This window comes from Streptomyces sp. NPDC104202, assembly GCF_055584185.1.
In genome coordinates, this window is the sequence record NZ_JBVJMN010000041.1 from 60,640 (window position 1) to 72,694 (window position 12,055).

Annotated in this window: 21 protein-coding genes; 2 read left to right on the forward strand and 19 right to left on the reverse strand. The window is 70.2% G+C overall.

What is annotated here, in order from left to right; all coding sequences use genetic code 11:
* Nucleotides 1-46: 46 nt before the first annotated feature.
* On the reverse strand, nucleotides 47-730 hold the full coding sequence (locus ACZ60W_RS24605) for a hypothetical protein (protein ID WP_469757525.1): 684 nt from the start codon (nucleotides 728-730) through the stop codon (nucleotides 47-49).
* An 84-nt stretch (nucleotides 731-814) separates the two neighbouring features.
* A complete protein-coding gene (locus ACZ60W_RS24610; RefSeq protein WP_469757526.1) occupies nucleotides 815-1,063 on the reverse strand; it encodes a hypothetical protein in 249 nt (82 codons plus the stop codon).
* Between the two features lie 164 nt (nucleotides 1,064-1,227).
* Here ACZ60W_RS24610 and ACZ60W_RS24615 point away from each other — a divergent pair, with 164 nt between their 5' ends.
* Nucleotides 1,228-1,398, forward strand: coding sequence for a hypothetical protein (locus ACZ60W_RS24615; protein WP_469757527.1), 171 nt, complete (start codon nucleotides 1,228-1,230; stop codon nucleotides 1,396-1,398).
* Between the two features lie 127 nt (nucleotides 1,399-1,525).
* Here the strand turns inward: ACZ60W_RS24615 and ACZ60W_RS24620 are convergent, their stop codons facing one another.
* From ACZ60W_RS24620 to ACZ60W_RS24645, 6 genes are all read right to left on the reverse strand, one after another.
* Nucleotides 1,526-1,693 (reverse strand): hypothetical protein, encoded by a 168-nt coding sequence (locus ACZ60W_RS24620; RefSeq protein WP_469757528.1) that lies wholly within the window; start codon nucleotides 1,691-1,693, stop codon nucleotides 1,526-1,528.
* Nucleotides 1,690-2,634, reverse strand: a complete 945-nt coding sequence (locus ACZ60W_RS24625) for a ParB/RepB/Spo0J family partition protein (protein ID WP_469757529.1) — start codon at nucleotides 2,632-2,634, stop codon at nucleotides 1,690-1,692. Before ACZ60W_RS24625 ends, ACZ60W_RS24620 begins: the two co-directional genes overlap by 4 nt.
* Before the next feature lie 40 nt (nucleotides 2,635-2,674).
* The gene (locus tag ACZ60W_RS24630; RefSeq protein WP_469757530.1) at nucleotides 2,675-3,085 is read right to left on the reverse strand and encodes a hypothetical protein; all 411 of its coding nucleotides are present in this window, start codon (nucleotides 3,083-3,085) and stop codon (nucleotides 2,675-2,677) included.
* 211 nt (nucleotides 3,086-3,296) lie between these two features.
* The gene (locus ACZ60W_RS24635) at nucleotides 3,297-3,896 is read right to left on the reverse strand and encodes a hypothetical protein (protein ID WP_469757531.1); all 600 of its coding nucleotides are present in this window, start codon (nucleotides 3,894-3,896) and stop codon (nucleotides 3,297-3,299) included.
* A complete protein-coding gene (locus tag ACZ60W_RS24640; protein WP_469757532.1) occupies nucleotides 3,893-4,861 on the reverse strand; it encodes a ParB N-terminal domain-containing protein in 969 nt (322 codons plus the stop codon). Before ACZ60W_RS24640 ends, ACZ60W_RS24635 begins: the two co-directional genes overlap by 4 nt.
* Nucleotides 4,861-6,198, reverse strand: a complete 1,338-nt coding sequence (locus tag ACZ60W_RS24645) for a putative antirestriction adenine methyltransferase (protein ID WP_469757533.1) — start codon at nucleotides 6,196-6,198, stop codon at nucleotides 4,861-4,863. The genes ACZ60W_RS24640 and ACZ60W_RS24645 overlap by 1 nt, the downstream gene beginning before the upstream one ends.
* A 326-nt stretch (nucleotides 6,199-6,524) precedes the next feature.
* Between ACZ60W_RS24645 and ACZ60W_RS24650 the strand changes: the two genes are divergently transcribed.
* Nucleotides 6,525-6,671 (forward strand): hypothetical protein, encoded by a 147-nt coding sequence (locus ACZ60W_RS24650; RefSeq protein WP_469757534.1) that lies wholly within the window; start codon nucleotides 6,525-6,527, stop codon nucleotides 6,669-6,671.
* Between the two features lie 4 nt (nucleotides 6,672-6,675).
* Here ACZ60W_RS24650 and ACZ60W_RS24655 read toward each other — a convergent pair whose 3' ends face one another.
* The 11 genes from ACZ60W_RS24655 to ACZ60W_RS24705 all read right to left on the reverse strand — a co-directional run bounded on the left by ACZ60W_RS24655 (nucleotide 6,676) and on the right by ACZ60W_RS24705 (nucleotide 11,955).
* The gene (locus tag ACZ60W_RS24655) at nucleotides 6,676-7,329 is read right to left on the reverse strand and encodes a hypothetical protein (protein ID WP_469757535.1); all 654 of its coding nucleotides are present in this window, start codon (nucleotides 7,327-7,329) and stop codon (nucleotides 6,676-6,678) included.
* A 13-nt stretch (nucleotides 7,330-7,342) separates the two neighbouring features.
* Nucleotides 7,343-7,774: a hypothetical protein gene (locus ACZ60W_RS24660; protein ID WP_469757536.1), complete on the reverse strand. Its 432-nt coding sequence runs from the start codon at nucleotides 7,772-7,774 to the stop codon at nucleotides 7,343-7,345.
* Complete coding sequence (locus ACZ60W_RS24665; protein WP_469757537.1) at nucleotides 7,774-8,103, reverse strand: hypothetical protein; 330 nt, start codon at nucleotides 8,101-8,103, stop codon at nucleotides 7,774-7,776. Before ACZ60W_RS24665 ends, ACZ60W_RS24660 begins: the two co-directional genes overlap by 1 nt.
* Nucleotides 8,100-8,753, reverse strand: coding sequence for a hypothetical protein (locus ACZ60W_RS24670; protein WP_469757538.1), 654 nt, complete (start codon nucleotides 8,751-8,753; stop codon nucleotides 8,100-8,102). Before ACZ60W_RS24670 ends, ACZ60W_RS24665 begins: the two co-directional genes overlap by 4 nt.
* On the reverse strand, nucleotides 8,750-9,238 hold the full coding sequence (locus ACZ60W_RS24675) for a hypothetical protein (RefSeq protein WP_469757539.1): 489 nt from the start codon (nucleotides 9,236-9,238) through the stop codon (nucleotides 8,750-8,752). Before ACZ60W_RS24675 ends, ACZ60W_RS24670 begins: the two co-directional genes overlap by 4 nt.
* A complete protein-coding gene (locus ACZ60W_RS24680; RefSeq protein WP_469757540.1) occupies nucleotides 9,235-9,687 on the reverse strand; it encodes a hypothetical protein in 453 nt (150 codons plus the stop codon). The genes ACZ60W_RS24675 and ACZ60W_RS24680 overlap by 4 nt, the downstream gene beginning before the upstream one ends.
* Entirely contained in the window at nucleotides 9,684-10,202 is a 519-nt protein-coding gene (locus ACZ60W_RS24685; protein ID WP_469757541.1) for a hypothetical protein, read from the reverse strand. Before ACZ60W_RS24685 ends, ACZ60W_RS24680 begins: the two co-directional genes overlap by 4 nt.
* A complete protein-coding gene (locus ACZ60W_RS24690) occupies nucleotides 10,199-10,888 on the reverse strand; it encodes a hypothetical protein (protein ID WP_469757542.1) in 690 nt (229 codons plus the stop codon). The genes ACZ60W_RS24685 and ACZ60W_RS24690 overlap by 4 nt, the downstream gene beginning before the upstream one ends.
* A 140-nt stretch (nucleotides 10,889-11,028) precedes the next feature.
* Nucleotides 11,029-11,331 (reverse strand): hypothetical protein, encoded by a 303-nt coding sequence (locus ACZ60W_RS24695; protein WP_469757543.1) that lies wholly within the window; start codon nucleotides 11,329-11,331, stop codon nucleotides 11,029-11,031.
* Nucleotides 11,331-11,624, reverse strand: a complete 294-nt coding sequence (locus tag ACZ60W_RS24700; RefSeq protein WP_469757544.1) for a hypothetical protein — start codon at nucleotides 11,622-11,624, stop codon at nucleotides 11,331-11,333. Before ACZ60W_RS24700 ends, ACZ60W_RS24695 begins: the two co-directional genes overlap by 1 nt.
* Nucleotides 11,602-11,955 (reverse strand): hypothetical protein, encoded by a 354-nt coding sequence (locus ACZ60W_RS24705; RefSeq protein WP_469757545.1) that lies wholly within the window; start codon nucleotides 11,953-11,955, stop codon nucleotides 11,602-11,604. Before ACZ60W_RS24705 ends, ACZ60W_RS24700 begins: the two co-directional genes overlap by 23 nt.
* Nucleotides 11,956-12,055: the final 100 nt, after the last annotated feature.

A 12,055-nucleotide genomic window follows, 5' to 3' on the forward strand; every position in this document is an offset into this window, starting at 1 on the left:
GGGAGCGGCCCGCCGGTCGGCGGGCCGCGGTACGTACGGGGTCCTGCTACCAGCGGCCCGCCGGGCGGCGCGGCCGGTGGGCCTGGAACTCGGCCTCCAGCTCGGCCGGGACCGGATCACCGGCGTCCAGGAGCCGGCGGCGCTCCCCCCGCACCCATGCGGCCCGGTCCAGGTCCGTGTAGTCCGAGATCAGGGAGATCGACTCGGTCTGCAGGTCGGCGCTCACCCGCACCCGGAACGCCGCCTGGCTACCCCACCGGTCCTTGTAGTGCGGGTTCCCGGTCGACGGCTTGTACACGACGTCGAACAGACCCGGCCCGAGGCCCGTCGTGCTCCACGTGCCCCAGTTCCGGCCAGCCGCCGCGCCCTTCGGGTGCGAGTGCGCCGCCGCCTTGGCCGCCGAGCTCTGCTTCCGGTGCAGGTCGAGCGCGACCCACTTCGCCTTCGACGCCGGGTCGAGCGGGAGGATCATCCCGATCCCGTGGACCCGGTAGTTGGTGCCCGGGTCGCCCTCGTAGTGCTTGACCAGGACCCGCGCCTCGTTGCCGTCGCCGAAGACCTTGACCAGCGTGCAGCCGATCACCGTGTGGCCGGTCTGCGTGTCGACCTCGATGGCGACCTGGGCGCCGTCGAGGGCCTGGACGACGCAGGCCATATCGGCGCCGTTCCAGCGGTCGCGCAGCGGGTCCTTGGTGTTGCCGTTGAAGTTGCGGGCGTAGATCACGGACATCGGGTTCTCCTCGCGGGTCGGTCGGGCGTCTCACCGCCTGTGGCCCGCCCCTCGTCTGAGGGGCGGGCAGGGGAGCGGCGTGGATCAGGCGGCGAGCAGGCCGGCGGCCACCTCGTTGAACGCGATGTAGGCGGCCTCGGTCTGGACGCTGGCGTCCTCGTCGTCCAGGAGGCTCAGGCCGTAGTTGAACTCGGCGCGCAGGGCCTCGGTGGCGTCCATGCCGTTGACGTTGACCTTGCGGTTCAGGCCCTTCCAGATCCGAGCGGTCTCGTAGTCGGCGCTCTCGGTGCCGGTGGTGATGGCGGAGAGGATCGCGTCGGTCTTGGCGTTCATGGCTGGCTCCCAGGGGGTGTTGTTGGCGTTTCGTTCTACATTCAGTCTAGCTTTCAACGACCCTTAAAGCTAGTTTGAACGGGTGAATTGCCGTGAGGTGGACCACACGGCCCACCTCACGGAACCGACCTCACACAGAACGACGCGCCGACGCCACCCGCACCTTGAGCACCCGCCCCCTCGACGTCAGCGACCACACCTCATCCGGCAGATCCGACGCCGACGGCACCGGGTCCTTCGACCGCCGCTTCCACACCCGCAGACTCGCCGACATGTCCGCCGCCGGGAAGTCCGCCACCGGCTGCACCTCCGGGTGCCGCACCGGCCCCGCGTAGTACGTCCGCGACCGCTGCCCCGTCGCCCGCATCCGCAACACGTGCTCCGGCACCGCCGCGTTCAACGCGTGCTCCATCCCGAACGACCGCGTCGCCCGGCCCGTCGACCGGAACTGCCAGAACACCTTCACTGCCCCTCCTCCTGGCCCTCGTCCTCGAACGTCCCGCCCACACCGACGTCGAAGAGGCCCGCGGTTCCCACCGGGTCCTCGTCCACGCCGAACAGCGCCATCGTCACCCCGCGCGTCCGGAACGCCGTCGCCGGGATGTCCAGCCAAGCCGGCTGCTCGCTCACGCCTCCACGTCCTCTCGCACCGCGTACGTCCGCGCTTCGCTGATCCCCTGCGCCTTCTTGAGCCGCAGCAGCACCGTCGCCAGCTCCTTCTTCAACCGCTCCATCTTCCGCAGCTGCGCCCCCACTTCGCCGGCGAACAGCTCGGCCAGCTCCTCCGGCGTCTTGAGCCCGAGCGCCGTCAGCGCCAGCACCGCCCGCTCCGCCTGGTCGACCTCGCCGGCCGCCTTCTTCTTCGCCGCCCGCTTCTTCTCCTTCTCCTCCTCCGTGATCGGCTCGATGTCGAAGAACCCCGGCCCCTCGCGCTCCGCGTTCGCCAGGCCCTCGCAGAACGCCCGCGCCTTCGCCTCGTCGTCGAACTCGCCCCGCACGTACCGCGCGAGCGCCACCCGCTGGTTGCCCGGCTTGAGCTGCGCCACGTAGAACGCGAAGTCCTTCCCGATCAGCCCCTTGTCCAGGGCGTCAACGGCCTCCGGGCACAGCTTGAGGAACGCCAGGCGCGTCTCCACGTGCAGCTTCGACTTCCCGTACAGCTTCGCCGCCCGCTCCGGCTCGTAGCCGAACTCGTGGACGATCCGCCCGTACGCCCGCGCCTCCTCCATCAGCGTCATGTCCTTGCGGACGACGTTCTCGGCGACCGCCGCGAGGAACACCGCCTCGTCGTCCGCGTACGTCCGCACGATCGCCGTGATCCCGGTCATGCCCGCGATTCGCTGGGACGCCCGCCACCGGCGCTCGCCCATCACGATCTCGTACTTCTCGACGTCCATCTGCCGCACGACGATCGGCTGCTGCAGCCCGACCGCCGCGATCGAGTCGGCGAGCTCCTGCAGCGCCGTCTCCTCGAACTCCTCGCGCGGCTGCCGCTCGTTCCGCACGATCTGGCCGAGCGGGATGGTGCGCACCTCCGTGCGCACCGCCTGCTCCGGTATCGCTACCGTCACCTCTTCTGCTCCTTCCTGGAAGACAAGTTGTCTTCCGCTCTCACGCCGCCGTCTCGTACGACGCCCACGCCGCCCGCGCCCACGCCGAGCGGATCTCGGCGGCCGCGACCAGGTCGACGACGTCCGTCACGCTGTCGCCGGCCTCGTGCTCGACGTCGGCCGCGGTGGCCTCCTCGAACTCGGCGATCTCCTCGGCCGTGGCCAGCTCGGTCCGGGACGGCTTGTCCTCGACGAGCTCGCCGTCCGCCGTGCGCACGACGATCACCCAGTAGCCCCACTCGGTCCCGCCGATGCCCTTCATGCGGTGGTCGACGACCTCGCCGGTCACCGTCCGCAGCGTCCGCGTCTTGGTGCTGCCGGTCGTCATCCGCACGACGGTGCCGACGGCGGGCAGCTCGACGTTCCGGCGCTCGCCGTTCAGGCCGTATCCGAAGTAGGTCGCGATGCTCATGGCTGCCTCCGTGCGTGGTGGGGTGCTTGATCTTGCTCTTTCAGTCTAACTTTCAACGGACCCATGAGCTAGTTTGAACGGGTGAAAGGGCCGTGAGGCGCACCACACAACGACGAGGCCCGGAAGACAAGTTGTCTTCCGGGCCCCGGGCCACGGCACGGAGAGAACTGGTTACAAGGACAGCCACCCCAACCGCGAGCCAACGCACACCCTACCCGGCCTCATCCCCACCACCCGAAGCTGCCTCCCGCCGCCGCTTCAACCGCTCGCCCATGTCGATGAGCTGCGCGTGCCGGTTCTCCGGCGACAGCTTCGAGAACGTCTCCGCCAGCACCGACGCCATGTCCATCCCGGCCTCCCGCCCGCCGGCCTCCACGCTGATGATCTCCGTCGGATCCCCGTACAGCACCCGCCGGTGCCGCAGCGTGATGTCGAGCAGCCGCATGAACTGGTCCGGCGTCAGCTGCGGCAGCCGCCCCAGCTCCGACGCGATCTTGCCGGTCGCCGCCCGCAGGATCTTCGCGTCATCCGCCAGCGCCTGCTTCCGCTCCGCCAGCCACTCCGCCTCGGACTCACGCTGCTTGAGCGCCCAGTACGCATCGGCCCGCGCGTCCCACAGGTTCGACGACGCCAGGTTCCGCACATGGCCGTAGCTGAGTGTCAGGTCCTCCGCAGCTTTTGTCAGGTTCCGGGCCCCACCACGGCCCATCCGCATGTAGGCCACGAAGTGCCCGTACTGCTTCTTCGACTCGCCGGGCTGCTGCGCCCACGGCTCGCGGTCCTCCGCCAGCGTCAGGCGGTGCGCTGTCACGGCGTCGCGGCCTTCTGACCCTGCTCAAGGTACTGCGCCGCGAGCTTTTCGAGGATCTGCCACCCCGAGCCCTTGTCGGTTTCCCCGTCGCGCTCCGCCTTCTGCATGGCCGCGGTGAGCACCGCCGCGCTCTTCGCCGGGATGACCCGGGTGCCGGCCACCGCCGCCCACCCGACCCGGCCCGAGTGCAGCGCCTCGCCGTCCGGCCCGAGGAAGCCCTCCGCCAGGTCCTCCAAGTGGTTCTCGAACACCGCCAGGACCACCCCGAGGGTCGAGGCCAGGTTCCCGACGTTGTGGGCCCCCGACGCCTCGTTCAGCGCGTCGATCAGCCGGTCGTAGTCCTTGTACGCCGCGATCCACCGCTCGTCCGCCGGGGCCTTCGCCTCCTGGAACGACTCCTTCGCCGCCTGCAGCTCCGGCGGCAGGAACACCAGCTGCACCGTCTGGAAGTTCAGGTTCGCCTCGGAGATGCCCTCCAAGTTCACCTCGGCCATCAGGTTCAGCGTCTTGTCGTCCAGGCCGGAATACTCCCGCCAGTCCAGGTCGTCGATCTGCTCGTACAGCATCGCCAGCGTCGCCATGTCGTCCTCGCCGGCGATGGCGTTGTGCGACAGCTGCAGGCCCAGGCGCCGGGCGTCCGACAGCGGCCCCACGATCAGCATGCAGTCGATCGACTCCAGGCCCGCCGCCACGGCCGCGTCGGTGCGGTGGTTCCCGGACAGGACGAGCTCGCGCTCCTCGTCGCCCTCGTCCTCCCGCCAGATCAGCGGCAGCGACGTCAGACACCCGTCCCTCTTGATGTTGCGCACGAGCCGGTCGAACTGCTCCTTGCGCATGAACCGCGCGTTGATCTCCAGCCGCTTGAGATTCCGCGGGTCGCGCTGCACGATGACCGGCTTCGGCAAGGGAGCGCTGGTGTCCTCGTTCGCGTACGGGTCGCCCTCGGCCTCGGGCTTGCTGCTCATCAGCGGATGTCCTTTGCGTGCTTGGCCCGCCACAGGTCCAGCGACTCGGCGAGCGTCCTTTCTCCGTACGGTCCCTCGTACTGGAGCTGGTACTTGTGCACCCCGTCCGCCGCCGGCGTCGTCCTGGACGACAGCTTGAAGTCGGGGATCCCACGCCCGTACTTCGACGACTGCGGGTTGTTGCTGAACGCCGTCGTGCAGATCCCCGTCAGCCGGTGCGCGAGCGACCGCTCGGCGAGGGCCTTCGACTCCGCCGATAGGCCGGCCATCACGATCAGCTTTGACAGCCGCCGGTACTTCGACCACGACACCGGGAAGTCGCTCATCAGGTACGCCGTCGACGGGTCGAACTTCGGCGGGAGCAGCGCGAAGGCACCGACCAGCTTCCCGCCCACGCTCACGGCGCACGCGATGAGCGGCTGGCCCGGCTTGATCGTCTTGCTCATGAACTGGCTGCGCATCGTCGAGAACTGCCCGCCGGTGAGCGGGTGGATCTTCATCTCGCCCTCGGACAGGTCGGTGTCCGGCGCGATCTTCGGCATCTTGATCTGCTCGATCGGCTGGCACGGCACGACGATCCGCCGGGGCCCGTCGGTCGCGTACAGGTAGATCGGGGTGCCGCGGTTCGACGTCTGGACCTTGCCGCGCACGAACCGGTGGAGCTCCGGCCGCTCCTGGTGCAGGCCCAGCAGCCAGTGCTCGCGGTCCATGATCCCGGCGAGGAGCGCGTCCTTGCCCTCCTCGGTCAGGTCGGGCCACTCCGGCGCGGGCCAGTCGAAATACTTGTCGATGCCGTCGAACATCGACTCGTAGTCGCCGGAGAAGAACGGCGGGAACGCCACCACGGCGGCGTCCTCCGGCGCCTTCTCGACGAACTCGCGCACGTCCCCCGGGTAGAACGACGCGAGGCGCAGCGTGGCCGCCTGGATCTTCGCCAGGGTCTTGCCGTGCATGTCGTCCCACTGCTCGCGTGTCGCCGCGACCATGCGCCGGTGGTAGCGGCCGGTCTTCCCGACGAACTGCAGGAACCTCGTGCCGAGCATCAGGCACGCCAGGGTCGAGGGCCCGTCGTCGAGGTACGGCTCCAGCCACTCCAGGTGCTCGCGGCCCTCCTCGTTGAGCCGGTACGCCACCGGCTGGCCGGCGAAGTGCCAGCCCAGGGCGCAGCTGTACGGGTTGACGTCGTTGGAGTGCATCCGGTGCCCGAGCGTCGCGATCGTCCGCTCGATCGTCAGGTTCCCGGAGCAGCCGATGTAGACCTCGCTGTCGGTCGGCCAGCCGCGCGCGTGCTCCAGGACGATGCTCCGCATGTCGCCCGGGATCGTGCCATTGAACATTCGCGTATGCCCCTATTCATCCCGATTCGGTGGGGTCGAGTGTAGGGAAGGCGACCGGCCCGAATCCACGGTGACGGGGCGTTGACCAGCAGAAAGGCCCCGGTTCCCAGAGGCGGGGGAACCGGGGCCTACACAGAGCGTCAGGCAGGTCGTGAGCCTGCACCTCCCGAGCGGAACTCGGGCGTCCTACTTTGGACCACTGACGCATGGGACCAGCCGCAAGCGGCGTGCCTTGGGTCAAGGAGAACACACGCCGTGCACCCGCGCGCGTGAACACGCCGCGCGCCGGAGACAAATTGTCTTCGCGTCACCCATACGCTCCACCCATGACCTCCGAGTACGTCTCCCCGTTCCAGACCGTCGGCCACGATGGGCCCTGCCACTCCATGCGCTTCCGCCCCGCGCCCGAGCCCGAGCAGGAGCAGCCGCGGGACGACGAAGCGGCCGAGCCCGAAGGCCCGGCCGCCGACTAGCCGCTCAGGACAGGTCGATCTCGAACGTCGACCCCTCCCGAGCCGGCTCCGCGACGATCGTCAGCACGTTCAGTGGCGTCAGCACCTCATCCCGCTCGCCGGACGTCATCCCGATGATCTTCATGCCGTTGTCGAGGAACACCACCCGGTGACTGTCCCAGTACGGGCCCGCGCCCTCGTCCGCCGCCGTGAACTGGACGAACGCCGCCCCCGGGCTGAACTCCTTCGCCCAGGCCGTCAGCGCCTCGTGAGCCTGCTTCTCGCCCTCCTCCTGCGCCTCGGAGAACACCTCCCCGAGGGCGCGCGGGTCGAGGCCGGCCAGCGCCTCCCTCAGCTGCTTCGGGTCCGCCAGGATCTCCCGCACCCGCCCGTACGGGTCCGGCGCGGGCACGCCCTTCATCCAGTCGCCCAGCGCGTTCGCGTACACCTGCTTCGCCGACTCCGCCTTCACGACCCCGGCCCGCACCTTCTCCCACAGCTCCGCCAGGTGCGGCGCGTGGTGGTGGACGATGTTCCGCGTGTGGTTCGGCATGATGTCCGCCACCTCCCGCACCGACCGGTCCGGCCCGTACGCCGGGGTCACGCAGGACCGCAGGAACACCCGCGCCTCCTCCGGCGTCCCCAGGTCCTCGCTCCACGTCTGCTTGCTGTCCGTCATCAACGTCCCCTCCCTATCCACGACGCCGGTCCTCCGGCGTCCACAGTCTGCTCACCAGGCCGCTCCCGGCCCGGTACTCCAGGCGCATCCGCACATCGGTCTCGCACACGACCCCGAGCCCGAACATGGCCTTCGCGAACGTCTCGGCGACGTCCGCGCCGAGCGCCGACCGCTCGGGCAGGCCGCGGTACGCGGCCCACTGCTCGCGGTCGACCTCAACCCGCCAGTCGAACCGGTACCGGATGCGGTCGTCCAGCTCGAACGGGATCGGCTCGCTCGGCAGGCCGAAGGCGTAGCCCTCGACCTGGTCGAACAGCCACAGCTCGAACGTCGCGGCGCTCACCGAGTGTCCGAACTGCCAGTGGGCGTCCGCCGGGTCGCAGCCGAAGTCCTCGGCGAACGACCCGGTGGACACGTCCCACCAGGTCCTCACGACCTGCTCCATCAGCCCTTGCTGTCCTTCCACAAGGGCAGATTGGGCAGGGCGCGGCGCACCGTCGCCTGCGCCCACTCCCGCAGGTCCTTGACCTCCTCCTCGTGACGGTCGTCGGCCCACGCCCACCAGTCGCGGCCCTTGTCCACCCGCTCCTGCCGGACCGCGTCCAGGACCGCCTTCATGCCCAGCTCAGGCAGCGGCCCCTCGTTCTCCACGACGTGGTCGGCGTACTTCGAGCACAGCAGGCCGGCGACGTCGTCCCCGCTCAGGCTGACCGTCGCCCGCACCTCGATCCGCAGCGACTCGTCCGTGTACCGGTAGACCTTCGGGTGCTTCACGCCTGCACCGGCCCGGGGATCGTCGCGGCCGGGCCGCACGCGATGACCAGGAGGTCCCGCAGCCGGTTCGTCACCGCCGGGTCCTCGTCCCACGCCACCCTGACGATCAGCCGGTCGTGGTGGAACAGCGCCTGCCCGCAGACCCGGCAGCCGTCCGCCGTCGCCGCCTGGTTGAACTCGCCGACCATGTTGATCCGCTCGTCGTCCCACACCTGGTCCTCGCCGTACGTCGCGGCGATGGCGTTGCCCACGTGGAACTGGATCGAGCCCGGGGTGTCGTCGTCGAACCAGCAGCCGAACACCTCCTCGCGGGTCCGGTCGTCCCGCAGCGCGTACAGCACCTTCCCCGGCCGGGCGTCGTCCGTGCGGACGCCGAGCGTGAACCCGGGCGCCGGCGGGAGCAGCGTCGGGTCGGGGTGCGTGTACCGGCCGCCCGGCTTCTGGTCGCAGGCCACCGCCTTGAGCCCGTCCATCTCGCCCCGGTCGTTGTACGACACCTCGAAGCGGATCCACTCGTGCTGCTGGTGCCACACCTTGCACACCGCGCACGGCTGGATGCCCCACGCCAGGTTCGTCGCGGCCATCGCGACCACTATGTCCCGGTCCCACATCAGGTGCAGCGGCCGCCGGTTCGTCGTCGTCTCGCTCATCGTCCGCTCCTCTTCCGCCGCGCGATCATGCGGGCCTTGATCACTTCATCGGTCGGCCGTTCCCACCAGTGCGTGCGCCCGATCAGCGACGACCAGGACCCGCCGTGACTGCTCTTCCTGACGCCGCACCAGGCGCACGAGAACGGGTCGTTCCACCAGCGGACCGGCGGTCGCCCGTCCTCGATGAACACCCACGTCGAGCCGTCCCGGACCCGCACGACCAGCTCGCCGTGCTCCAGCTCGGCCGTGGCACCGTGCGAGATGGCCACGGCGACCGCTGTGACGACCATTTCCCGCGTCAGGTGGTTGCGGGTGGTCTGGGCGCTCGTGTCCCACAGGTACAGCTCGTGGACGTCCGTCCACGCCTCAGGGACGGCGGCGGCGGCCTCGCGGAGGATCCAGTCCCGCCGCATCTTCGCTTCGACCCGAGGCGACCGGGCGGGGGCCGCCGCTCGCGCGGCGGCCCCCTTCTTCGTGTCGGTCACGTGCCCTGCTCCAGGCACTCGGTGCAGTGCGCCGCGCAGAGCTGCGCGGCGTCGGCGCCCTGGCCGAGGTCGCAGCCGTGGCACACCACCCACGCCCGGGAGCGGACCTCGACCTCGTCCGAGCCGCACGCGGAGCAGCGCAGGCCGTGGACCTGCACGTAGTCGCCGTTCTCGTCCGTGCGCGTGCTGTCGACATAGCCGATGACGCCCGACCGGTCGGCGATCACGTCGACGTCCGGCATCTCCGGCGCCTGCCTGATCCGCGAGAAGGCCGACATCTCGATCGTCCGCGAGCCCGCCACCGGATTCGCGTCGAGCCGCTGCACGATCTCCTTCGTCGGATCGACCTCGCCGTCCGGGCCGATCACGTTGTGCGCGACCTCCCACAGCGCCCGCCACTCGTCCGCGAGCCCCGGCCGCTTGCCGGTCGTGCTCCTCAACACCTTCACCTGTCCGCCTCCTTCTGTCCCATGAGGACCTGGTGGCCCTCGTACCAGAGCGTCAGCCGGGCCAGCGCGTTCGCGTGCTCGACGTGCACGGGCACCAGCCGGTCCTGCCTCGTGTCGTATGGCTTCGGCCCGTACTCGACCCGGCCGGAGTCCGGCCAGTACAGGCCCTTGTGGACCAGCCACACCCGGCGCAGCTCGCCGCGCAGGTCGTACACGGCCCAGCTGTCCGCCGGGCCGCCCTCCTCGCGCGGCCACGAGTCCGCGGTGCCGATCTGCCCGCCGAGCTGGCCGAGCGTCCTGAACTCCACGGCCGTCATCGGCAGCCGGGGCCGCTGGTAGCGGTAGCCGTGGCCGGCGATCAGCTCCCGGGCGGTGACGGGCTCGCCGTCCCGGTTGAACGCCAGGACGTCGCCCCAGTCGTCCTGGTACCGCTCGAAGATCCAGCGGCGGCCGTCCGGGTCGAGGTACACGTCACCCGGCTTGACGCCCTCCGGGCCGGGCTCCATCGCGCTCACAGCCGCACCAGCCGGTTCCCGGCGATGACCGCGCCGTCGTGCACCCGCTTGATGTAGGCGTGCTCGAACCCGCCGCCCGCCTTGAGCGCGTGCTGCTTGCCCGCCTCCTCGCAGAACCCGGTCGTCATCCGCCACGAGGTGCACTGCTCGCCGTGCGCGCGGCCGACCCGGGCCAGGTTCTCCATCCGCTCGTTGCACACGAACAGCTCGAAGCACTCGTGGTGCCCGGCGTGCCGGTCGACCGGCTCGCCGTTGCGGACGAGGACGTGGTCGCAGCGGCCCGGCATCAGCGCCGAGACGTCCGCCACCCGGTGATGGATCGTCGCCTTCGTGAGCCGGTCCAGGCTCACCCAGAAGCGGTACGGGTAGACGCCGTGCATCCGCCGTGGCGGCCGCGTCGCCACGTACCCGTCGAGGCCGCCCGTGGACGGCACGTACAGCTCGTCGGACTCGCACCACAGGCGCCGTTCGGCGACGTCGAAGCCGTACACGAGGTACTTCGCGTACTCCAGCGGCTTGCCGGAGGAGTCGGGGCCGTCGAACGCGGCGCCGATCGGGGCGATGTCCTGCATGTAGCCGTCGGGGTCCGTGGGCCAGGTGTCGAACGTGCACACCGGCTGCTCCGGGAGCGGCGGCCGCGTGTGGACGCGCCCGGGGAACTGGGCGGTCGCGGTGATCTCTTCCATCTCTCCTCGCTCTGTAACTGGGGCCGCCCCCCGCGTCGGTCGCGGGGGGCGGTGCTGTCCTTGTACTTACAGTCTAGCGTACAGATCCCTTGTGGGCAAATATGAACGGGTGAATTGCCCGCGCGGGAGACAATCTGTCTTCACCGCTCCCAGACGCGCTCGCCGTTGACCTCCAGCACGATCGGCACGTCCGCCCCCGGCGCCGGGCGCAGCAGCTCGATCGCCTCCGACGCGTCGACCGCCAGCACCAGGCGCAGCCTGCCGTCCTCGTCCACGTCGAGCATCGACACCACGTCCACCATCCCGACCCGCGCCATCGGCCGCTCCCCGTCGCCCGGGAACCGCGCCGGGAAGACCACCGCCTCACGGTGCAGCCGGTCCAGCAGCCGCTCCACCTCCTCCTCACCCATCCGGCTCACGTCCACCGCGTCCTCGCCCGCCATCACGCCACGCTCCTCTTCAACTTCCGCCGCTCGCTGTACTCGTTCACCTTCACCGACGCCGCGTCGACCGCCGGCCGCATCGACGACCCCACGAACTCCGCCTTCGTCCCGGGCCCCGACAGGTACCAGCCCGTCACATCCCGGCCCGCAAACGGGTTGCGCACATGCCGCTCCAGGTCCCAGCGCTGCAGCCGGACCCGGGCCACGTACCGGCCGGGCTCGTCGTACACCCACGCCACCCCGCCGTCGCCCTTCCACGCGTGCTGCCGGTCAACCGTCGTCTTGCTCGCCATGACCCTGCTCCTTCTCCCACGCGGCCTTGCGCGCCGCGCACTCCTCCGGGCTCCAGCCCTCCGTATACACGCCGGAGCGGTGCACCGGGAAACGCATGGAGGCGCCAACGCTGTACTGGAAGTACGGGAAGCTGCTCGCCTTGAAGTACACCCCCCGGGTGTCCCACTGGCCCGAGCCCGCGAACTTCGAGCACCACAGCGCCCCGACCGTCACCGACGCCTGATGCCGGTACACCTGGACGTGGTCCCCGGGCTGCAGCTCGTCGCCGCGCACCTCCAGCAGCTTCAACCTCGGCGTGAAGAACGGCCCGCTCACCGTCGCCATCGTCATCCCTCCCTCTCTCGATCCGCGGGGCGGCCCGGAAGACAATCTGTCTCCCGGGCCGCCCCCCGCGGCGGCGGCCGGGGCCGGCGTCTCGTCGGCCGGGCCG

Bases quoted from the DNA above. Each gene is read 5' to 3' on its own strand.
- ACZ60W_RS24605 (WP_469757525.1), bottom strand. From the start codon at position 730: ATGTCCGTGATCTACGCCCGCAACTTCAACGGCAACACCAAGGACCCG.
- ACZ60W_RS24610 (WP_469757526.1), bottom strand. From the start codon at position 1,063: ATGAACGCCAAGACCGACGCGATCCTCTCCGCCATCACCACCGGCACC.
- ACZ60W_RS24630 (WP_469757530.1), bottom strand. From the start codon at position 3,085: ATGAGCATCGCGACCTACTTCGGATACGGCCTGAACGGCGAGCGCCGG.
- ACZ60W_RS24640 (WP_469757532.1), bottom strand. From the start codon at position 4,861: ATGAGCAGCAAGCCCGAGGCCGAGGGCGACCCGTACGCGAACGAGGAC.
- ACZ60W_RS24645 (WP_469757533.1), bottom strand. From the start codon at position 6,198: ATGTTCAATGGCACGATCCCGGGCGACATGCGGAGCATCGTCCTGGAG.
- ACZ60W_RS24650 (WP_469757534.1), top strand. From the start codon at position 6,525: ATGACCTCCGAGTACGTCTCCCCGTTCCAGACCGTCGGCCACGATGGG.
- ACZ60W_RS24655 (WP_469757535.1), bottom strand. From the start codon at position 7,329: ATGACGGACAGCAAGCAGACGTGGAGCGAGGACCTGGGGACGCCGGAG.
- ACZ60W_RS24660 (WP_469757536.1), bottom strand. From the start codon at position 7,774: ATGGAGCAGGTCGTGAGGACCTGGTGGGACGTGTCCACCGGGTCGTTC.
- ACZ60W_RS24670 (WP_469757538.1), bottom strand. From the start codon at position 8,753: ATGAGCGAGACGACGACGAACCGGCGGCCGCTGCACCTGATGTGGGAC.
- ACZ60W_RS24690 (WP_469757542.1), bottom strand. From the start codon at position 10,888: ATGGAAGAGATCACCGCGACCGCCCAGTTCCCCGGGCGCGTCCACACG.
- ACZ60W_RS24695 (WP_469757543.1), bottom strand. From the start codon at position 11,331: ATGGCGGGCGAGGACGCGGTGGACGTGAGCCGGATGGGTGAGGAGGAG.
- ACZ60W_RS24700 (WP_469757544.1), bottom strand. From the start codon at position 11,624: ATGGCGAGCAAGACGACGGTTGACCGGCAGCACGCGTGGAAGGGCGAC.
- ACZ60W_RS24705 (WP_469757545.1), bottom strand. From the start codon at position 11,955: ATGACGATGGCGACGGTGAGCGGGCCGTTCTTCACGCCGAGGTTGAAG.